The 19,344-nt window shown below is 58.0% G+C and carries 18 protein-coding genes; 14 read left to right on the top strand and 4 right to left on the bottom strand.

All coding sequences use genetic code 11. The features are described 5' to 3' along the window. Positions 1 to 567: fumarylacetoacetate hydrolase family protein (locus PVW46_RS16690; protein ID WP_274576719.1), on the top strand; the 567-nt coding region annotated here is incomplete at its 5' end. Positions 568 to 839: 272 nt separating this feature from the next. Continuing rightward, on the top strand, positions 840 to 1,742 hold the full coding sequence (locus PVW46_RS16695) for an acyltransferase family protein (protein WP_069209573.1): 903 nt from the start codon (positions 840 to 842) through the stop codon (positions 1,740 to 1,742). 106 nt (positions 1,743 to 1,848) lie between these two features. Here PVW46_RS16695 and PVW46_RS16700 read toward each other — a convergent pair whose 3' ends face one another. The 3 genes from PVW46_RS16700 to PVW46_RS16710 all read right to left on the bottom strand — a co-directional run bounded on the left by PVW46_RS16700 (position 1,849) and on the right by PVW46_RS16710 (position 4,511). Further along, entirely contained in the window at positions 1,849 to 2,274 is a 426-nt protein-coding gene (locus tag PVW46_RS16700) for a PACE efflux transporter (RefSeq protein ID WP_069209574.1), read from the bottom strand. A 160-nt stretch (positions 2,275 to 2,434) separates the two neighbouring features. Next, positions 2,435 to 3,790 (bottom strand): oxygen-independent coproporphyrinogen III oxidase, encoded by a 1,356-nt coding sequence (gene hemN / locus PVW46_RS16705; protein WP_069209575.1) that lies wholly within the window; start codon positions 3,788 to 3,790, stop codon positions 2,435 to 2,437. Positions 3,791 to 4,241: 451 nt separating this feature from the next. Continuing rightward, positions 4,242 to 4,511, bottom strand: coding sequence for a pyocin activator PrtN family protein (locus PVW46_RS16710; protein WP_274576720.1), 270 nt, complete (start codon positions 4,509 to 4,511; stop codon positions 4,242 to 4,244). Positions 4,512 to 4,946: 435 nt separating this feature from the next. Here PVW46_RS16710 and PVW46_RS16715 point away from each other — a divergent pair, with 435 nt between their 5' ends. From PVW46_RS16715 to PVW46_RS16740, 6 genes are all read left to right on the top strand, one after another. Beyond that, complete coding sequence (locus PVW46_RS16715; protein WP_274576721.1) at positions 4,947 to 6,029, top strand: ABC transporter substrate-binding protein; 1,083 nt, start codon at positions 4,947 to 4,949, stop codon at positions 6,027 to 6,029. 96 nt (positions 6,030 to 6,125) lie between these two features. Then, positions 6,126 to 6,953: an ABC transporter permease gene (locus PVW46_RS16720; RefSeq protein ID WP_274576723.1), complete on the top strand. Its 828-nt coding sequence runs from the start codon at positions 6,126 to 6,128 to the stop codon at positions 6,951 to 6,953. Position 6,954: 1 nt separating this feature from the next. Further along, positions 6,955 to 7,800, top strand: a complete 846-nt coding sequence (locus PVW46_RS16725) for an ABC transporter permease (RefSeq protein WP_274576724.1) — start codon at positions 6,955 to 6,957, stop codon at positions 7,798 to 7,800. A gap of 17 nt (positions 7,801 to 7,817) precedes the next feature. Then, a complete protein-coding gene (locus PVW46_RS16730; RefSeq protein ID WP_274576726.1) occupies positions 7,818 to 8,930 on the top strand; it encodes an ABC transporter ATP-binding protein in 1,113 nt (370 codons plus the stop codon). A 43-nt stretch (positions 8,931 to 8,973) separates the two neighbouring features. Continuing rightward, entirely contained in the window at positions 8,974 to 9,909 is a 936-nt protein-coding gene (locus PVW46_RS16735; protein ID WP_274576728.1) for a carbon-nitrogen hydrolase family protein, read from the top strand. A gap of 418 nt (positions 9,910 to 10,327) precedes the next feature. Next, positions 10,328 to 11,530, top strand: coding sequence for a M24 family metallopeptidase (locus tag PVW46_RS16740; RefSeq protein ID WP_274576730.1), 1,203 nt, complete (start codon positions 10,328 to 10,330; stop codon positions 11,528 to 11,530). 133 nt (positions 11,531 to 11,663) lie between these two features. On the opposite strand, the gene PVW46_RS16745 is transcribed toward PVW46_RS16740, so the two are convergent. Beyond that, the gene (locus PVW46_RS16745; RefSeq protein ID WP_274576732.1) at positions 11,664 to 12,635 is read right to left on the bottom strand and encodes a LysR substrate-binding domain-containing protein; all 972 of its coding nucleotides are present in this window, start codon (positions 12,633 to 12,635) and stop codon (positions 11,664 to 11,666) included. Positions 12,636 to 12,721: 86 nt separating this feature from the next. Here PVW46_RS16745 and PVW46_RS16750 point away from each other — a divergent pair, with 86 nt between their 5' ends. The 6 genes from PVW46_RS16750 to PVW46_RS16775 all read left to right on the top strand — a co-directional run bounded on the left by PVW46_RS16750 (position 12,722) and on the right by PVW46_RS16775 (position 19,303). Then, on the top strand, positions 12,722 to 13,840 hold the full coding sequence (locus PVW46_RS16750; RefSeq protein WP_274576733.1) for an NAD(P)/FAD-dependent oxidoreductase: 1,119 nt from the start codon (positions 12,722 to 12,724) through the stop codon (positions 13,838 to 13,840). After that, the gene (locus PVW46_RS16755; protein WP_274576735.1) at positions 13,821 to 14,117 is read left to right on the top strand and encodes a (2Fe-2S)-binding protein; all 297 of its coding nucleotides are present in this window, start codon (positions 13,821 to 13,823) and stop codon (positions 14,115 to 14,117) included. The genes PVW46_RS16750 and PVW46_RS16755 overlap by 20 nt, the downstream gene beginning before the upstream one ends. Continuing rightward, positions 14,114 to 15,511: an FAD-dependent oxidoreductase gene (locus tag PVW46_RS16760; protein ID WP_274576737.1), complete on the top strand. Its 1,398-nt coding sequence runs from the start codon at positions 14,114 to 14,116 to the stop codon at positions 15,509 to 15,511. The genes PVW46_RS16755 and PVW46_RS16760 overlap by 4 nt, the downstream gene beginning before the upstream one ends. A gap of 313 nt (positions 15,512 to 15,824) precedes the next feature. Beyond that, on the top strand, positions 15,825 to 16,877 hold the full coding sequence (locus PVW46_RS16765) for a glutaminase (RefSeq protein ID WP_274576740.1): 1,053 nt from the start codon (positions 15,825 to 15,827) through the stop codon (positions 16,875 to 16,877). Positions 16,878 to 16,982: 105 nt separating this feature from the next. Then, positions 16,983 to 18,173, top strand: coding sequence for a M24 family metallopeptidase (locus tag PVW46_RS16770; RefSeq protein ID WP_274576741.1), 1,191 nt, complete (start codon positions 16,983 to 16,985; stop codon positions 18,171 to 18,173). A 17-nt stretch (positions 18,174 to 18,190) separates the two neighbouring features. Then, positions 18,191 to 19,303, top strand: a complete 1,113-nt coding sequence (locus tag PVW46_RS16775; RefSeq protein WP_274576742.1) for an NAD/NADP octopine/nopaline dehydrogenase family protein — start codon at positions 18,191 to 18,193, stop codon at positions 19,301 to 19,303. Positions 19,304 to 19,344: the final 41 nt, after the last annotated feature.

Here is a 19,344-nt window from a genome sequence, read left to right on the forward strand (position 1 = left end):
GACCCGGACCGCGATCCGCCGTTCTTCTTCACCAAGCACGCGGGCGCATTGGTCGACAGCGGCGCGACCGTGCCCTATCCGCCCGAGACCGGCGATTTTCACCACGAGGCGGAACTGGTGGTGGCCATCGGCACGGGCGGGCGCGACATTGCCGAGGCGGACGCGCTGTCCCATGTCTGGGGCTATGCCGTGGGCAACGACCTGACCCGCCGCGACCTGCAGGCCGAGGCCAAGAAACAGGGGCGGCCCTGGGACTGGGCCAAGGATTTCGATGCCTCCGCCGTGGTCGGCCCGGTGCATCCGGTGGCCTCGGTCGGCCATCCGGACAAGGGGGCGATCCGGCTGACGGTCAACGGCGAGACGCGCCAGGACGGCGACCTGGCCGAGATGATCTGGACCGTGCCCGAGGTGATCTCGATCCTGTCGCACTCGATGAAACTGGCCCCCGGCGACCTGATCATGACCGGGACGCCCGCGGGCGTGGGCGCGCTGGCGCCCGGGGACACCTGCGTGGTCGAAATCGCGGGGCTGGGCCGGATCGAAACGTTGATCGGCCCGCGCGGCTGATGCGGCGCCCGGTTTCCGGGCCATCCGGATGACGCAACGACACCCTGCGTCAAAAAACTTGCCAGCCCGGATATTCGGGCGCACGCTCGTCGGAATTTCCCGTGTCCGGATTTTCTGATGAGTGTTTCTGTTCGCGCGCCCCTGGGGCGCCCGCACGCCCGACCCGCAAGGGCCTCAAGACCTGAAATCGCAACGGGCCGCGCCACGGCAAGGCCCAAACGAGGCGCCAAGTAATGCCGCCCCCCGCCGTTGGCAGGGGGAGGTCCGGCGTCGTGTCCGACACCGGGCGATACCGCAATTTCGACACGCTGCGCCTGTGGGCGGCGGTGGCGGTGGTGCTGTCGCACAGTTTCCTGATCGCCACCGGGACCGAGGACGGAGACCTGTTCAAAGTGCTGACCGGCGAGGTCGCAGGCTTCTACGCGGTGCAGGTGTTCTTTGTGCTCAGCGGTTTCCTGGTCACGCGCAGCCGGTTCGCCTGTGACAGCTCGTGGGATTATGCGCGCAGGCGTTTCCTGCGGGTCTACCCGGCCTACGCGGTCAGCGTGTTGCTTGTCTTTCTCCTGGTGCCGTTCCTGATTGACGGGGCCGGCGCGCATCTGGCGGATGAGCGGACCTGGCGGAACCTGCTGAGGACGCTGGCCGCGGATTCCACCCGGGCGAAAGTGCCGGAGTTCACCTATTACGACGCCCCGGTGGGGGAGAGCCTCAACCCGGTCTACTGGACCATCGAGGCCGAGGTGCTGCTGTACCTGCTGGTCGGCCTGCTGTATGCGCTGCGGCTGCTGACGCTGCCGGGCTGCCTGTTTTTCCTGGTGCTGGCCATCTGGGTGCGGCTGTTTGCGCCTTTCGCCGACGACCTGCACCGCTGGGCCTTGCAGTACGGTGCGCCCGGGTTCTTTTCCGGGGCTGTGATGTGGTTTGTCTTTCGCCACCACAGGCCACGGGCGTGGATCGCCGCTCTGCTGGCGGTGGTGACGCTGGCGGGGATCTTCCTGTCGGATGCCACCCGTGCCCTGTTCCCGGTCTTCGCGGCCTATCCGCTTCTCTGGCTGGGCAGTCGCGGGGCGCCGGATCTTGGAAACTGGACGCCCGCGGGTGACCTGTCCTACGGCATCTACCTGTTCGGCTGGCCGGTCCAGCAGGTGATCCGTTCGATCACCGGGCCGATGTAGGGCTGGAGTTTCTTCTTCCTTTGTCTCGGCCCGGTCCTGCTGGCGGGCTGGCTGTCCTGGCACCTGATCGAACGTCCCGCCCGGCGGCTGAAGGCAGGTGCGGGCGTCACGCCTCCTGGCCGTCGGGCAGGGGAAACAGCAGGTCGTAGGCCCAGTTGAACGCGAAGGCATAAACCAGGAAGAAGGCGGCAAAGGACAGGTCCATCACCAGCGCCTGCCAAAGCGAGATGTCCAGATACCAGGCCAAGAAGGGCATGAGCAGCGCCAGCAGTCCGGCCTCGAACAGCACCGCGTGCAGCAGCCGCAGGCGCAGAGTCTTGGCCGTGGTGCCGCGCCGGTGGTGCAGCACCCGGTCGAACCCGGAATTGTAGAGAATGTTCCACAGCGTCGCGATCGCGGACCCGACAAGACTGACCGCGCCGATGTCATGGGCGGGCATGTGAAAGGCGATCGTGCCAAGGGGGACGATCAGGCCAAAAGCAAGGATTTCAAAGCAAAGCGCGTGGCGCAGACGGTCAAGCGGGGGGCGCATGGCAACCTCCTGGAAATTGCCGGGCCGTCCCGGGACTGTTCCATCGCTGGAGGTCGTCCTCTGTCGTCTAGATGGGACAGTCTGACTTGGGGTTCAAGCCTGCGGTCAGAGGTTTTTTCCGGCCCCCGGCGGCCCTGTCGCGGGCCGCCGGGGGCCGGTGTCAGGAGGCCTGGCTGTAACGCGCGCCGTCGGGCGTGTAGCCGTCGAACAGGCGCGCCACCATCCGCGTCAGGGCGCGGCCCTCGGGGGGGATGGCCAGGGTGTCGTCGCCAAGCGTGACGAGGTCGCCGAAGCGTTCGGCGGCCCGGGTCATTTCCACCCGCAGGCCGTCGGCTTCGGGGCCGAACTCTTCCCGCAGCGCGTCCAGGTCCAGCCGGAAATCGCACATGATCATCTCGATCGCGCGGGCGCGCAGCAGGTCGTCGCCGGTCATGAGATGGCCGCGCGCGCCCGCCAGGTCCCCGGCTTCGATCCGCTGGACATAGGCGGGCGTCGCCGGGGCGTTCTGGACAAAGCCCGTCGGCAGGCGCGAGATCGACGAGGCGCCAAGCCCGATCAGCGTGGCACAGCGGTCGTCGACATAGCCCTGGAAGTTGCGGCGGAGGTGCCCGGTGCGGGCGGCCAGGGCCAGCCCGTCGTCGGGGCGGGCGAAATGGTCGATGCCGATGCTGTCGAACCCGGCCTCGGCAAAGCGGCGCGCGGCCAGTTCCGCCAGCTGGTAGCGTTCCACCTCATGCGGCAGCGTGGCCTCGTCGATCAGTTTCTGCCGCTTGGACATCCAGGGGACATGGGCATAGCCAAACAGCGCGATGCGGTCCGGTGCCAGCTCCAGCACCTTGGCCACGGTGTCGTTCAGCCGCGCCGCGTCCTGGTGCGGCAGGCCATAGACGAGGTCGGCGTTCAGCGAGCGGATGCCCGCCGCGCGCAGATCCTCGACGCAGGCGCGGGTCACGTCGAAGGGCTGCAGCCGCCCGATGGCCTCTTGCACGACCGGGTCGAAATCCTGGATGCCGATGCTGGCGCGGTTCATGCCCTCGGCGGCCAGTGCGGCGATCTTGGCCCGGTCCACCATCGTCGGGTCGATCTCGACCGAGAACTCGCAATCCTCGGTGGGCGGGATCACCGCCTTGACCGCCTGTGCCAGCCGGTGGATCAGCGCCGGCGGCAGGATCGTGGGCGTGCCGCCGCCCCAGTGCATCCGGCCCATGCGCAGGCCCGGTGGCAGGGTGTCCTTCAGCAGGGCCAGTTCCTGTTCCAGCGTGCCGATGTAGCTTTCGACCGGGGCCAGCGTCTGCGTGCCCTGGGTGCGGCAGGCACAGAACCAGCACAGGCGTTCGCAAAAGGGGATGTGGATATAGACCGAGACCGGCACATCCGGGTCCAGCGCGGCCAGCGCTTGCGCCTGGTCCGTGGCGCCGACCTGCGGGGTAAAGACCGGGGCGGTCGGGTAAGAGGTATAGCGGGGCACCCGGGCGTCGAAGAGGCCGAGGGATCTGAGGCGGTCGATCTGTTTCATGTCTTCCCCATGCGCCTTTCGCGGGCCGCGCACTTTGCGCCTGATCAACTTCGCTTGCGAAAATGCCAGGGCCGCGCGGGCCTGTCGTTCGGATCTGGCCCAGACGGGCGCGACACGGTACGCCGTCCGGACCGTGGATTCGCGCGTCCGGTTGGGGCTGAAAAGACTTTCGGAAGCTGCTAGGGAATGGCGGTCAGCGCGCGTGGCACCAGGATGCACAGGGCCGGAGGAGCAGGTGGAGACATGAGAGCAGAGGTAGTTTCGGCCGCCCGCCTGTCCGTGGCGCCGATGATGGATTGGACGGACAGGGGCTAAATTCGTAAGATAAACCAAGCGGATAATGGCATTCTCCTTGTACCAAGTGCCAAAAGCATTGCAGCGAGCTCCATCTCGCCGTTTTACCGTAGCTTGCGGGCTCACGGCACGGATCCTGCCCATTGGCGCCGAGCATCTAGGATCGACCCACGCCCTGGAGTTGCTGACACTCCTTCACCGCTGCAGCTCTACGTTTGTCCAGATATTCGGCGAGATCGTTGATGTGGACACCCTTCGCGCATTTCTGCGACGCCTCCATACGAACAAGGGGAAGGGCGATGTCACCGGCCGAGATCTTGCGGACAAACTTCTCGGTCGTCAGACCGAAGAAGTCCTTTGCCACATCCTCAGCCGGGATAATTGGCCGACCGGAATACATCGCTAACAGCAGAAATGTCGTGTCCATGATTTCGCAGAGAAGCAGGCTTTTCTGCGCGAGAGAAGGCAGACAGACTATCTGGCGTATGGCCGGATAGCAGGGCGAAGAAATCGGATGCTTCGCTTGAGGGCATAAGCAGAGCTGATCCATAGTCAAATCACAAGAGCACCAATTGGTCTCCCGTCCGACCGCTGTCCTTGCCGTCCAGCGACTGTAGGCTCGCGCCGAGGACGCGGATAGACGAATGGAACGGATCGCTGCCCGCGATTGAGGTCAAACTCATAACGATCTGCGTCGAGATTGGAAATCTGATGACGGCGCGACAACCTTGAGCGCTTTTTATATAACCTGAATGAATAAGCTCCGAAATTTTTCGACTTTGACACAAGTTTGCCACGGCCCTAGCGTTTAGACTTGTTCTCAAAAGCAGAGAACCAAAGCGAGCAAAAACAGGGGAGTAGAATGATGCCATTGAGATTTCTTACTAAACGTACTTGGCGGGTTGCATATGTGCGAAATGCCGCGATCAGTATCATAACCTGCGCAGCACTTGCCGTGGGAGCCGGTGGCGCGACCGCTGAGGAAACAGTTGTCTTTGCCGGCTGGGGCGGGTCGATCCAACAAAATCAGCGCGACATCCTTTTTGATTCATTTGAAAAGGAGACCGGCATTCGCGTGATCGACACAACCGATGTGAGCTATGCCAAAATCAAGGCGATGGTTGATGCGGGCGATGTGCAATGGGATGTGGTGCAGACGCTTGGCATGTGGACCAAGCCGGGAATTGCGGAGAATCTTTTTGAGCCGCTCGACTACACCATCATCGATGCCACTGGCATACCGCGTGCCGAGGTAGGGTACTATGCAATCGGCAACTCTCAATATGCGCTCGGCTTTGCTTACAACACCGATGCTTTGGCGGGTGCGCCTGCGCCGCAAAGCTGGGCCGACTTTTGGGATGCAGAGAATTTCCCAGGCCGGCGAGGTTTTCGGACGCTTTCACGCTACATGACCGAGTACGCTTTGCTGGCCGATGGCGTCCCAATGGATGAAATCTATCCGATGGATGTGGACAGGGCTTTTGCCAGCCTGGACAAGCTGAAGCCGCATGTCAGCGTGTGGTCGAAGTCCGCCGAACAGGCCGTGCAGATCATCGCGGGCGGCGAGGTTGCGATGGGCTTCACAACACACACTCGTGCCTTCGATGCCAAGAAGGAAGGAATTCCTCTTGAATTCGTATGGCAGGGCGCCGTGATGACGGTTGACAATCTTATTGTGCCGCGTGGCGCGAAAAACAAAGAAAATGCCATGAAGCTGATCAACTGGATGTCCAATGCCGAAAACCAGGCAAGTTTTGCCGAAGCCACCTCAATTGGCCCGTCAAATGAGCGCGCCCTGCAGTTTGTCAGTGATGAGGTAAGAGACAAGCTGCCGACAACACACTTCCTCGAGGGTGAGCTGCTTCGTTTTGGTGATGATTGGTGGGCCGACAATATCCAAGCTGTCGATGAACGAATGCTCACTTGGGCGCAGGGCATCAATTGAGAAATTGCTTCCGCCGGATTGAAACCTTGATCCCGACCCGCTCGGCCGGGATCAAGTAAACGCGCCGCGCCGCGCTTGATAAGGTTCTTCCCTTCGATGAAAAAAGTCTCGTCTGTCCTGCTATTGAGCCCAGCAATCGGTGTGCTGTTATTTGCTTTCATACTGCCGATATTGCTGTTGCTCCGGCTAAGCCTGTTTGACCCTACATTTACCCTCGAATATTTCGAGCGCGCGTTCACAGTTCCTGTCTATCTGCGGACGCTTGGCTTTACCGTGTTCATGTCGGTCGCGTCGACAGCCATCTGTCTCGCTTTGGCTTATCCGGTCGCTTACGTACTCGTGCTTTCAAGGCCTGGGTTTCGCGCGATCCTGTTTGCAGTGGTTATGCTGCCATTCTGGACAAATGTTTTGACCCGCGTCTATGCGCTTATCTTGCTTCTCCAGCATAGTGGTGCAGTCAACACCATTCTTCGCGATTGGCTGCGTGTCACCGATCAGTCTTACGATCTGGTTTTTAACAACACGGGCGTGATGTATGGTCTAGTCCAGCACCAGTTGCCGATCGCAGTGCTGACGCTTTATAGCGCACTGCGCATGATTGATCGGCGGCTTCTGAGGGCTGCGGAAGGGCTCGGCGCTCATCCCGTTCGAGCGTTCTGGACGGTGTATTTCCCGCTTAGCGTGCCGGCATTGCGGTCAACCAGTATATTGGTTTTTGTGCTCACGATTGCTGCCTATGTCATTCCGGCACTTCTCGGCGGCCCAGAGTCTACAATGCTGGGCATGGTTATTGCCGACTTTTACACAGAGAGTCTGCAATGGGGGATGGGATCAGCCCTTGCGGTGATCCTGCTGGTTGTAACCATCGTGATCGCTGTGGCTTATCGGCGAGTAGGTGGCTCATTCGGGTCGAAGGGGGCATAAAGTGACGATCGACAAGCTTATCAGCATCGCGAGCCGGTTTAGTCTTTTGGGTATCGTCATTTTCACGGCCATGTTTCTCATTGGGCCGCTATGTGTTCTGGCGCTCATGTCGTTCAGCGACAGTCGTTTCCTAATTTTCCCGCCGCCGGACTATTCTTTTCGTTGGTATGTGGAGTATTTTACCAGCGCTTCTTGGAGAGACGCGACGTTGGTCAGCCTGATCTTGGCAACAACGGTTTCGGTTATCTCCACTGCCATTGGCACTTGTGCGGCGATTGCTTTTTCGAGGTCTCGTTTCGCGGGCCGCGATATGATCCAGACGGTGATTATGTCGCCGCTCTTTGTTCCCAACATCATTCTCGCCGTGGGACTCTACTCGGTCTATTCCATAGTCAAGCTTAACGGCACAATGGTGGGCTTGGTTCTCGGTCATCTTGTCTTGACCATTCCCTATGCCATGGTGGTGATCGGCACATCTCTGGCCGAGTTTGATCAGCGACTGGAACAGGCAGCACAAGGTCTCGGCGCCTCGCCGCTGCGCGCTTTCCGACATGTCACGCTACCCGCTATCAGTTCGGGTATGGCGACCGCTCTTTTGTTCACTTTCCTCATCTCGTTTGACGAAGTGGTGCTGGCTGTATTTCTCAGCAGCCCCACAACGTCAACGATTTCCAAACTGATGTGGGACGGGATCCGCTTTGATCTCAATCCAACAATTGCAGCTGTTTCCACACTTATTACAGGATTTTCTTGGTTTCTGATGCTCATTGGGCTGCTTGCCAAGAAGGAACTGGAAAAAAGACGTCATAATAATCAGAGCACCGCTCTGGAAGGAGGGGTAGTATGACATCCCAGGCTTTAAACATGTCGCAGCTCGCCGGCGATAATGCCCCGGATATTCGAGCCGACACGCCAATGCTTGAACTGGCCTCAGTCCGAAAGGCCTATGGCAGTCTGACCGTGGTGAAGGATGTGTCCTTGTCGGTCAGGCGGGGGGAATTTGTCTCTATCCTGGGGCCGAGCGGGTCGGGGAAGACCACGATCTTGATGGCAGTTGCCGGCTTTATCGGCATTAATGGCGGTAACATCCTTCTAGATGGCCGAGATGTGACTTCTGTGCCGCCCCACCGGCGCAATATTGGCATGGTCTATCAACATTACGCCCTGTTCCCTCACATGCAGGTGGAGCGAAACGTTGGCTTCCCACTGGCCATGCGCGGTGTGGCGAAAGAGACGATCAAACAGAAAGTCGCCAACGCGTTGGAGATCGTGCAGCTGTCACAAATGGCGCATCGTTATCCCAGCGAACTGAGCGGAGGACAGCAGCAACGTATCGCTCTGGCCAGAGCGCTGGTATTTGAGCCAACAATCTTGCTGATGGATGAGCCGCTGGGCGCACTCGACAATAAACTGCGCGAAGATATGCAGCGGGAAATTCGCCGCATCCAGCAAGAGCTGGACATCACGACTTTGTATATCACGCATGACCAGAACGAAGCGCTGACTATGTCAGATCGGGTGGTCGTGATGAGCAACGGTCAGATTGAGCAGGCGGGCACACCTACTGAAATCTATGAACGGCCGCTCAACAGCTTTGTGGCGAACTTCATTGGCGCTACCAATCTGATCAGGATCAAGATCAGTGAGACCGATGCCAGTTTGGGGACGACCAAAGCAGGTACACAAGTGGAACTGCCGAACGGGCACGGGATGGCCAAGGGCAGCGATTGCAAGGCCATGATCCGGCCCGAGCATATTCGGCTTTCGCCAGCCGGGAGTGGCGCATCACAGCAAGGCCTGAAAGGCAAGGTTCTACACTCCACTTATGTGGGAAGTGCATGGCGCTACGGCCTTGAGCTTGATAGCGGCGAGAAGCTGTCCGCCGTTGTCATCAATGATGGCAGCGGGGCCTTGCCGGACGCTTCCGATGTGCAGATTGAGTGGAACCCCAAGCGGGTTTGGTTGATCAGAGAATAATGTGCCTGCAAACGCCGCAGGCCGACAAGGGAGACGCAGTGATATGGCAAAGTTTAAAGCTGCGGTCGTACAAGCTTCATCCGCGCGAGCCGGTACAAGGGACACCGTCGCAAAGGTGCTGAACCTGATTGCTGAGTGCGGGCGGGCCGGTGCAAATGTAGTTGTATTTCCAGAGGCGTTGGTTGGCGGTTATCCAGTTGGTTCTCTATTTGGGGTCGCGTCCGTCGGACGAAAAACGCCAGAGGGACGTGACGAATTCAAAAGGTATCACGGCGAGGCTATTAATGTGCCCGGGCCGGAGACGGAGGTCATTGGAGAGGCCGCGAAAACTGCCGGCATCTACATCACCCTCGGCGTGATTGAGCGGGCCGGTGCGACTTTGTACTGTGCGGCTCTTTTCTTCGGACCCGATGGGAATCTGCTCGGCAAGCATCGGAAATTGATGCCTACGGCGGCGGAACGTTTGTGCTGGGGTTTTGGTGATGGATCAACGCTTTCAACAGTCGATACGCCGTGGGGTAAAATGGGTTCCGCCATTTGCTGGGAAAACTATATGCCTCTGATGCGCATGGCCATGTATGGCAAGGGTGTGAGTATTTACTGCACGCCGACTGCCGATGATGGCGAACGCTGGGCTGCAAGCATGCGACACATCGCGACTGAAGGCCGTTGTTTCGTGCTTTCCGCATGCCAGTATATGACGATCGAAGACTTTCCAGACCATTTACAGAACAGGCTCGATGATACCGCAGATCCGGTACTGATGCGTGGCGGCAGCATGATTGTCGATCCTTTAGGGCAGGTGCTGGTCGGGCCCGACTATGGTCGGGAAACGATATTGTACGCGGACCTCGATAGCAGCGACATTGTGCGCGCCAGGTTCGATTTTGATGTTGTCGGACATTATGCGCGTCCTGATGTTTTTAGTCTGACAGTCGATGAGCGTCCTAAACCTCCTGTTTCACGATTGAAGGGATAAACAGCCTCGCTCGATCCATTGGTTGCTTTTTGTGGGAACGGCGCTGCTTATCTGAACCGCCTTGGAGACGGAGCAACGCCACAACGCGCCTTAGCTGAGTCCCTGACTTCCATTCAGCTGTTCAGGAAATGCATCGAACGCAACATGAGCGGCTGCTCGCAGCGAAATCCGACAGGTGCGTTGCAGTATAACGTAGGCGAATGAACGTCAAAAAAAATCGACTTTGACGTGGCAGAATGAGCGCCGTTATCCTGCAGGCAATTCACACTGCGGCGGAGATGTCGCGATCAACCGCGAGTCACTGATGATCTCTTTAGTGTTCCGATCTCGCTAGCATGGAGCCGCGATCTTGACGCCGGTTGAGGGGCATCCGCCGCCGAAGCGAAAGTAAAATCAACTCTAGATATTTGGGAGCAACATGTACAAGTTTGATTACAAGAGCCGGATCCGTCGGTATCAATCCTCACTGAAAGAGGAGGGCGTAGATTATGCCATTCATATTTCGGCAGGCAACGTACGGTACCTGACTGGGTTTTGGGGATATGCCACTCGCGCTGAGTATTCTGAGCCGGGCCGGCTTACCTGTGTCGTGGTCCCGCAAAATGGGACTCCTCTGTTGGTTGTTCCAAAGATCGAGCGGAGCTTTGCCGATGCTGCCACAAAGGGCTTGAGCGTCGAGATCGAGCACCATGTCGAATGGACCACGAAGGATGAGGAGAAGGATCCCTGGAAACTCGTTCGAAGCTTCATCACTCGAACAGGCGGTAGTAAAAATTCGTGTCTAAGTATTGAGCGGTCTCACCTAACCGAGAGAGCAATCCAGCCAATCGAAGACGCGTTCGATGGTTTCTCGCTCGTGACAGGTTCAGGAGTTCTTGAGCGTCATCGGGATATCAAAGACGAAGTGGAACTCAGGCTGCTGAAAGGTTGCGGTGAACTTGCGGCCGGCATGTTTAACGTCGAGCTTGAAGCTATCAAGCAAGGCGGCTGCCGCGAATGCGATGTGGCAATGGCCGGGTGGCGGCACAATGTGCTTACCTGCGCTGAGTGCATTGAATCTATGACCGACAACGATTTGTATGTCGACTCGCCCATCGGGATGAGTGCTCAATTGCTGACGTCTGGCCCGAGGTTAAGCCGGGCACATGGCACGGCATCGACCCGGGTAATTGAGCCAACAGACCTAGTCGCCATCGATCTTTGTCGAGTTCCTTTCCTCCTGGGCTACCGGATCGGCTTTGGTCGCGTGATTGCGCAGCGTCCATTGAAATCTACTGAGCAGGACATCAACGCAACGGTGAAGAAATCCTATGAACTTGGTGTGTCCATGCTGCGTCCAGGAACGGATGTGTCTGAAATCGACGCAGCGGTTCGCAATGTTTTGCAAAAAGGTGGCCTTGGAGACTACATAATGCACCGCTGTGGACGCACAACAGGCATCGAGTCCGAGATTCGTATGCAAGAAGGCGTTCACAGAAAGCTTGAAGCAGACATGGTCCTTTCCTTTGAGCCTAGCGTTTATATGGACGGCTTTCAGTCGCGAATTGAAAGCACATTCAGAGTCACGCCCGATGGTCCGGAACTTCTTACGCCAATCCCTGAACAAATGATCATTGCGTGAGATTCGGCCCGAACTTAAGTTAAAGACTGAGGGTGCGCGTCTGGCATATTTGGCAGGCGTGCACTTTCAGCGTATTAGACATTTCTGTCCGAACTGCCGTGTCATTCGTCGTGGTGTCGTTGTTGGAGACGAACTACAAACTTCTTCTCTCTAGGGCATTTAAACTGTCGGATACTGCCATCTTCATTTCTTCGCGGAAATCTTCTACCAAAGCGATGTTTCTGCACTCTCGCGGATGACATAGTTGGAAACTGAAGTCCGTGGGCGGGTGAAGCGGCACGATTGCGACTTCGGCGCGTAAGGAATCGGCAATAGTCAGTGGGTGAACGATAGTAACGCCCAACCCTGCGGCAACGAACTCGCAGACGTTCCTCGCGGTCGTCGCATCAAGCACAACATGCGGTTTCACTCCGTGTGCTTCGAACAGTCGGTCGATCTGCGAGCGGATCAGATTGTTCGAGGAGAACGCGACGAACCGTTCGTGATGCAGATCTTGTGGTGTAGCTGAACCTTTTGTTGCGAGATGATGGCCTCTCGGGACGACACAAACCAGCGGATGTAGACCTAGAGGTTCCGAACGGACGCTGCCGGCATTTGAGTGAATGGAGATGATCGCAACATCTATTTGTCTGCGATTCAACCAGTCAGAGAGAAACTGGGAACTGCGTTCGATGACGGAGACATATACCTCCGGGTTACGCTCACTGAAACCCGCAACAGCCCTGCGAATGAGGGGGCCGGAGAGCGCCGGCATCACGCCGATGAGCAGCCGCCCCCGTTCTTCCTGTCGGATCGCGTCGACTGCACGAGCGATTTGTTGCACTCCCGCAAAGACACTGTCGATCTCCTCATACAACCGCATCCCCTGCGGCGTCAGCGTAAGTCTCCGTCCATCTCTTTCGAAAAGTTGAAGCTCTGTATCCAGTTCAAGTGAACTCAGCAGTTTGCTGGCAGCAGGCTGGGAGATGCTCAATGTCTCGGCAGCACGGCTGACCGTGCCAGCCTCAACGAAGGCTATCAAGGCTTCAATTTGTCGGAGGCTGGGTGTCCGCACGTGAGAGTGCTCTGCAAGCTGGAGTGAAATCAATGATGACTCCGAATACATAACTTCAGCGAATAAGTCACGCAGAATTACGACTTTGACGAAGCAGTTCGCCCCTTTCTATGGTCAGTGGGACGAAAGGGTTTTCTATGAATGCGGACGTTATCGTTATTGGAGGCGGAACTGTTGGATCGGCGATCGCCTACGGTCTGGCGCAGCGCAGTCAGCGCGTCATTGTGCTGGACGGCGATGATCGGGACTATCGGGCGGCACGGGCGAATTTTGGGCTTATCTGGGTGCAGGGAAAAGGCTCAAACATGCCCGAGTACCAAATTTGGTCCCGACAAAGCAGTGAGCGGTGGCGAGATTTTGCCATGGGTCTGACGGAGTTGTCCGGGCAGGACCTGCAGCTTGAGCAGAAAGGTGGATTAGTCTTTTGCCTTGGCAATGCGGAGTACGAAACGCGTAGAGTTGCCCTTCAAAAGCTGCACAATCAAACGGGCAGCGATACTATTGATTGGGAGATGATTGGCCGCTCTCAGCTTGAGCAATTGATGCCCGATGTCACATTCGGACCTGACGTCTTCGGTGCGAGTTTCGGGCGCCGGGATGGCCATATTAATCCACTACGCCTGCTCTCGGCGCTTCAGGCTGCCATCCAGAAGCTCAGCGGCACGATCGTGAGCTCGACGCGTGTGCAAGAGATCGAATCTAATGTCTCCGGCTTCACCGTGAAAACCGATGCAGAGACCTATGGCGCGCCGCGTGTTGTGATTGCGGCCGGTCTCGGCTCCCAGACTTTGGGCGCGCAGGTGGGACTCGATGTGCCTCTGCGCCCTCAGCGCGGGCAGATTCTCGTGACGGAGCGATTGGCCCCTATTCTCCCGTTGCCGGCGAGCGGGCTGCGGCAAACTGGTGAAGGCACCATAATGATTGGCGCCACTCATGAAGATGTTGGATTGGATGTGGCAACCACCGGCGCTGCGGCGGCAACTCTCAGTAAGCGCGCCATGCGAATTCTTCCCGCGCTGGCGTCCGTGACCCTCGTCCGTCAATGGGCGGGGCTACGGGTGCTGACGCCCGATGGATGTCCTGTTTACGCGCAGTCAGAAAGTCATCCTGGTGCGTTCATCGCTCTGTGCCACTCCGGCATAACTCTGGCAGCTGTTCACGCCGACATCATCGCACAAGCGGTCATTGATGGCGCATTGCCCTCTTCGCTCGATGTCTTTCACTCGAGGCGCTTTGATGTTCCGAAAGCTGCATAACCCCGGCGGGACGGAACTCACCGTCTACATTGATGATGTCGCTGTGCCGGCAGAGGCAGGGGAGAGCGTGGCCGCTGTTCTACTACGGCAAGAGGCATGCTGGGTACGGCTCACGCCAGTGAAGGAAACCAAGCGGGCACCCTACTGCATGATGGGAGTGTGCTTTGATTGTCTCGCGGAAGTGGATGGCGTGGGATCGGTGCAGACCTGCCTCACAACGGTAGAGGATGGGATGAGTATCGTGCGTCAACTCGGAAAGCGGAGATTGGCTAAATGAGTCCGGTCGATCTTCTAATAGTGGGGTCTGGACCGGCGGGGATGGCGGCGGCGGTGACCGCCCGGCGGGCGGGCCTCGATGTTCTCGTGATCGACGAACAGCCAACGCCGGGCGGGCAGATATGGCGCGATATCGAGACTGTAGCCGCGAGCGAACGCGGCAGCCTACTTGGGGCGGCCTACCTCGAAGGCGGTGATGCCGTCGCGGCCTTTCGTGCCAGTGGGGCGGTTTACTTGGCGGGCACGCAACTGTGGCAAATCGAACCGGGCTACCGCGCTTTCGTGACGCATGCGGGCAAGGCGCAGGTGATCGAAGCCCGGACCATTCTGCTCGCAACGGGCGCGCAGGAAAGGCCCGCTCCGTTCCGCGGATGGACCCTCCCTGGCATCCTCACAGTCGGCGCAGGCCAGATCCTTCTTAAGAATTCGGGACAGGTGCCGGCAAATCCGGTTTGGCTTGCAGGTAGCGGCCCGTTGATGTTGCTGTACATGACGCAACTTCTGAAGGCTGGCGGAAAGATTGCCGGTTATCTTGATACGACCCCGCCCGGGCGACTGACCTCAGCCCTACCGCATCTGCCCCGTGCTCTGCTCGCCATTAGTGATCTTTATAAAGGGATGACGTGGTCGCTGGCTTTGCAGACCGCCGGCGTAAAACGCATCCGCCATGTCACAGACATCGAGGCATTGGGAGACGATCGACTTGAGAGGGTCCGTTACCGAACGGCCTCGGGCGCAGAAGAGACGGTGGAGGCGGACGTCCTTCTCGTACATGAAGGCGTGATCCCCCATTTACATGCGGCACTGGCGTTGGGCTGCGAGGTAGTTTGGCGCGACGATCAGGACTGCTTTATTCCTCTGATTGATGGCTGGGGCGAAGCATCGCAGGCAAATGTCTTTATTGCTGGCGATGGTGCCAGCATAGCGGGTGCAAAGGCTGCTGTGCTACGCGGTGAAATCGCTGCTTTGGGAATAGTGAAGAAACTCGGGCGCATCTCAACTCAAGATGCGCAAAAGGCCGCCAAGCCGAGACGTAGGAAGCTTAATCGCGAACTGGCGCTCCGCCCATTCCTCGACGCGTTGTTCCGACCGCGCAAAGCGATCTTCATTCCCGACGATGAGACAATCGTATGCCGCTGCGAGGAAATCACAGCTGGTGAGATCCGCATGATGGCACGCGTCGGATGTCCAGGACCCAATCAGGTAAAGGCCTTCACCCGAGCCGGTATGGGCCCCTGCCAGGGACGCCAATGTGGCTATACCGTTACGCGCATCCTCGCTGACGCCGAAGGTCGGTCTGCCGCGGAAGTTGGGTTTTATCGAATCCGGCCGCCGCTGAAACCCGTCACTCTCGGTGAGCTTGCTGCACTTCAAGAACCGGAAGCGGCTTCATGAGAATGCCGGTGATTAACTCAATCCCTATTGACGGGGGACGACGCGAGACTTTCGGTCACACCATATCGTGCAGCAACCGACTGCCGGGTCCTGTTGTTCAAACGACCTCGGGACGAGTGGCATGTGTGCGGCAAGCGCTGCACCTCCCCATGAGAAGGGATCTTGCGTTGATACCCGCAAAGGATCTCAATTCTCGATATCTCAGCGAAGACACTCTCACCCGACTCTTTCCGGCCGTGTCCCTGGCGCATCACTTTGGCGTAAAACGCCAGTGCTTGAACGCTATCAGACCTTCGCTTTGTGAAGGTCACGCATGAATATTGAACGCTCACGAACTTTTCCAGCACACTTAGACACCGAGTGGTCAACGGTGACACCAAGTGGCTCCTCTAACCACGACGGATTTGCTCCGTCGCCGACCGTGTCCGAAACTCTTAAAGATGTATCGCAAGAGCGCGACTCTCTCGAAATTATCCTATGCGAGATCACGGAAAGGATGTCGTCGGAGGTGGACAGAGGTCGGGTAGCCGACTTCATACCAGAGTTGGCAGGCGTCGATCCTAGTCTTTTCGGCATCGCCGTCGCTTTTCCCTCCGGTCAGACGATTTCAGGCGGTGATGCGCGGGTCCCGTTCTCTGTGCAGAGCATTTCAAAAGTATTTACGCTCGCTATGGGACTGGGTCGACTTGGTGATGAGTTGTGGGCACGGGTGGGACGTGAGCCCTCGGGATTGGCGTTCAATTCCATCCTCCAACTTGAGCAGGAAGGTGGTCGCCCGCGCAATCCGTTTGTCAATTCCGGAGCAATCGTCGTTACTGATGCAATTCTTGCGACGAACGAGCCTCGCGAGCTTCTGGGAGAGATATTGCGGTTCGTTCGGGCAGCCTCAGATGACGGCGACATTCACATAAACGAACAGGTAGCCAAGTCAGAAGCGAACAACGCCCACCGAAATTGGGCTTTGGCGCACATGCTCAAGGCACAAGATAATCTTCGAAACGATCCTGATAGAGTGCTGGGTGCTTACTTTCACCAGTGCGCCGTCGAAATGAATTGCCTGCAACTGGCCTGCGCCGGGCGCTTTTTGATCGGATCTGCGGAGACAGCACTCATCTCACCGGACAATGTTCGGCAGATCAATGCCTTGATGATGACCTGTGGACACTACAACGGTTCCGGCGAGTTCGCATTCCGAGTGGGCTTGCCCGGCAAGAGCGGTGTGGGAGGAGGGATCCTAATGATCGTTCCCCGGCGCGCTTCGGTAGCGATTTGGTCCCCTGGATTGAACGAGCAAGGAAACTCCGCTCTCGGAACGGGAGCTGCAGAGCAGTTGGCGCGACGAATGGGGTGGTCTGTCTTCACTTAGATCGTCGAGCAAATCACACGGCGGGGATCGGAAGAGCAACCCTGGTGGAAACGAATATCTAAAAAGGAGGGTAACGCTCTGATAAAATTTGACTTTGCGGGACGTTTGAAGCGCATTCAAGAACGTCTGACAGCTGAGGGCGGCGCGGCGGCGATCATAACAAAGGCACCGAATATCCGCTATCTGAGCGGCTTTTGGGGTTTTGTAACCCGTGCTGAGTATTCCGAGCCTAGGCGGTTGGTGGCACTGGTCGTACCCAAGGACGGCAATCCGCTGCTCATTGTGCCCAAGATTGAGTATGAGTTCGCCGTCGCCGCTACCATGGGCACCGGAATCGAAGTTCGCCGGCATGTGGAATGGAAGGAGGAGGGCGAGACCGAAGACTCTTGGGGTCTTGCACGGGCGTTCATTGGTGCTCCTTCCGCCGGAAAGGTCTTCCATGAGCGGCAACATATGACCCTAAAGGCCGTCACTGCGATCGACGATGCCTTCCATGACTATTCGCTCGCCGACGGCAGCGGTTGGGTGGATCGCTACCGCATCATCAAAGACGATGCCGAGATAGACTTGATGCGCCGCTGCGGAAAGCTTGCAGTAGACATGTATGACGCCCAAGTCGCCGCTCTCAGGGCCGGCCCTATGCGAGAATATGAACTGGCGATGGTTGGCTGGAATCTTGTCGTCAATCGCTGCGCGAAAGAAATGGAGGACGAACAGAACTTCGTTAACTCACCCCTCGGAGAGGGCGTGCAACTGGTTACCTCCGGTCCCCGTCTCGCTCGCTCCCATGGTTCTGCGTCCACGCGCTTGATCGGACCAGAGGATGTCGTGGCGATGGACTACTGCCGAGTTCCCTATCTTTGGGGCTACCGCATGGGGATGGGCCGCGTGGTGTCGATGCGCCCGCTGACGAGCCAGGAAACCGACATTCACAACACCGTCACCGAGGCTTATGACGTCGCCGTCGGCATGCTTAGGCCGGGTACACCGTGTTCGGAGATCGATTCCTCAGTGCGCGGCATTCTCGTCGAGGGCGGCTTGGCACAGTGGGTTGTCCATCGTACCGGCCGCGGAGTTGGCATCGAGAATGTGGAGCTCCCCGAGATCAAGGAAGGCATACCCGACCTCCTCGAGGCAGGAATGGTCGTCAGTATCGAGCCGAGCATTCATCGCGACGGGTTCGCCTCTCGCATTGAGAACACCTTCCTCATCACGAGTGACGGTGCTGAGCCGTTGACGACCGGCCCGCGGCACATTCCCGTGCTTGCCGAAAGTCCCAACGTGTCAGCCAAATAATGGAAAGAAGAAGGAAGATGCATGTAGGTATCGCGGGCGCAGGTGCCGTCGCGATGGGTTACGCCGCCTATCTCTTGAAAAGTGATCATAAGGCCAGTGTGTGGTCCCCCTCCGGACGGCGGACTGCCGCTTTGGACAACGGCGCAGCTCTGGAAGTATCCGGGGCGCTGGAGGGATCATATCATCCAAGTGTCTGCAACAACGTGGAAGCGTTAGCGAGCAACGACGTCATCATCCTCGCTTTACCGGCCAATGGTCATCGTCAGGTTTTGGATGCGCTGGTCCCGCATATTGAAGCCCGCCATACCGTTTTTATCAGCGGCCATTTGTCATTCGCGGCACTCTATCTCTCAAAGCGCCTGGCTGAACGCGGGATCCAGATACCGATCGCCGTTTGGAACACTACGGTTCTGACCGCCAAGGCGCCATCGTCGCCAACAGCAGTTCGGATCGGTGCACTTCGCGATCATGTTGAAATGGCGACTGTACCAAAGGACATGTCGCGTTGCGCAGCCGAGATATGCGTCAATCTGTTTGGTGACCGGTTCAGGTTCCAAAACGATCTGATCTCTATCGCGTTGAGCAATCTGAACCCGCAAAGCCACCTTGGCATTGCGCTCTGCAATCTGACGCGGATCGAGCGTGGCGAAGGCTGGTGTCAGAACACCAATATCACGCCTTCGGTTGCAAACTTGATCGAAGCGCTCGATCGGGAGCGATGCGAGATCGCCTGCGCACTTGGCAGGCCGGTTGAGACCATGGCGGCAACTATGTCGAAATCGTTGCAGGTCAGGGAAGCCTCTTTGTTGGAGCTGTATCAAATCCGGGTCGCGCGCGGAACAAATCCGCCGGGGCCGAAAAGCGTTGACACTCGCTATATCTGGGAAGACGTACCGTTTGGCCTTTTGCCGACCGTAATGCTGGCTGAACTTGCAGGCGTAGAGGCTCCTTTGCACAAGAGTGGGATGCACCTGCTCAGTGTGTGTCTTGGTAGTGATCTTTCCGCGAAAAATGACTTGCTTGCTGAATTGGGTCGGCTTGACGTCCAGACGGTGAAACGCCTGTCGAATGATGGCTATCCCATTTCTACTATTGCTCAAGACATTGTTCCCGAAGGCGGAATTGTATGAACGCCGTCGAGTCAGCGCGAGCTCCAAGTGAGAAATTGCGA

It is taken from the genome of Mameliella sp. AT18 (assembly GCF_028807275.1).
Lineage (GTDB): Bacteria > Pseudomonadota > Alphaproteobacteria > Rhodobacterales > Rhodobacteraceae > Antarctobacter > Antarctobacter albus.

Bases quoted from the DNA above. Each gene is read 5' to 3' on its own strand.
- PVW46_RS16760 (WP_274576737.1), top strand. From the start codon at position 14,114: ATGAGTCCGGTCGATCTTCTAATAGTGGGGTCTGGACCGGCGGGGATG.
- PVW46_RS16730 (WP_274576726.1), top strand. From the start codon at position 7,818: ATGTCGCAGCTCGCCGGCGATAATGCCCCGGATATTCGAGCCGACACG.
- PVW46_RS16740 (WP_274576730.1), top strand. From the start codon at position 10,328: ATGTACAAGTTTGATTACAAGAGCCGGATCCGTCGGTATCAATCCTCA.
- PVW46_RS16700 (WP_069209574.1), bottom strand. From the start codon at position 2,274: ATGCGCCCCCCGCTTGACCGTCTGCGCCACGCGCTTTGCTTTGAAATC.
- PVW46_RS16710 (WP_274576720.1), bottom strand. From the start codon at position 4,511: ATGGACACGACATTTCTGCTGTTAGCGATGTATTCCGGTCGGCCAATT.
- hemN (WP_069209575.1), bottom strand. From the start codon at position 3,790: ATGAAACAGATCGACCGCCTCAGATCCCTCGGCCTCTTCGACGCCCGG.
- PVW46_RS16720 (WP_274576723.1), top strand. From the start codon at position 6,126: ATGAAAAAAGTCTCGTCTGTCCTGCTATTGAGCCCAGCAATCGGTGTG.
- PVW46_RS16775 (WP_274576742.1), top strand. From the start codon at position 18,191: ATGCATGTAGGTATCGCGGGCGCAGGTGCCGTCGCGATGGGTTACGCC.
- PVW46_RS16745 (WP_274576732.1), bottom strand. From the start codon at position 12,635: ATGTATTCGGAGTCATCATTGATTTCACTCCAGCTTGCAGAGCACTCT.
- PVW46_RS16765 (WP_274576740.1), top strand. From the start codon at position 15,825: ATGAATATTGAACGCTCACGAACTTTTCCAGCACACTTAGACACCGAG.
- PVW46_RS16755 (WP_274576735.1), top strand. From the start codon at position 13,821: ATGTTCCGAAAGCTGCATAACCCCGGCGGGACGGAACTCACCGTCTAC.
- PVW46_RS16715 (WP_274576721.1), top strand. From the start codon at position 4,947: ATGATGCCATTGAGATTTCTTACTAAACGTACTTGGCGGGTTGCATAT.
- PVW46_RS16735 (WP_274576728.1), top strand. From the start codon at position 8,974: ATGGCAAAGTTTAAAGCTGCGGTCGTACAAGCTTCATCCGCGCGAGCC.
- PVW46_RS16750 (WP_274576733.1), top strand. From the start codon at position 12,722: ATGAATGCGGACGTTATCGTTATTGGAGGCGGAACTGTTGGATCGGCG.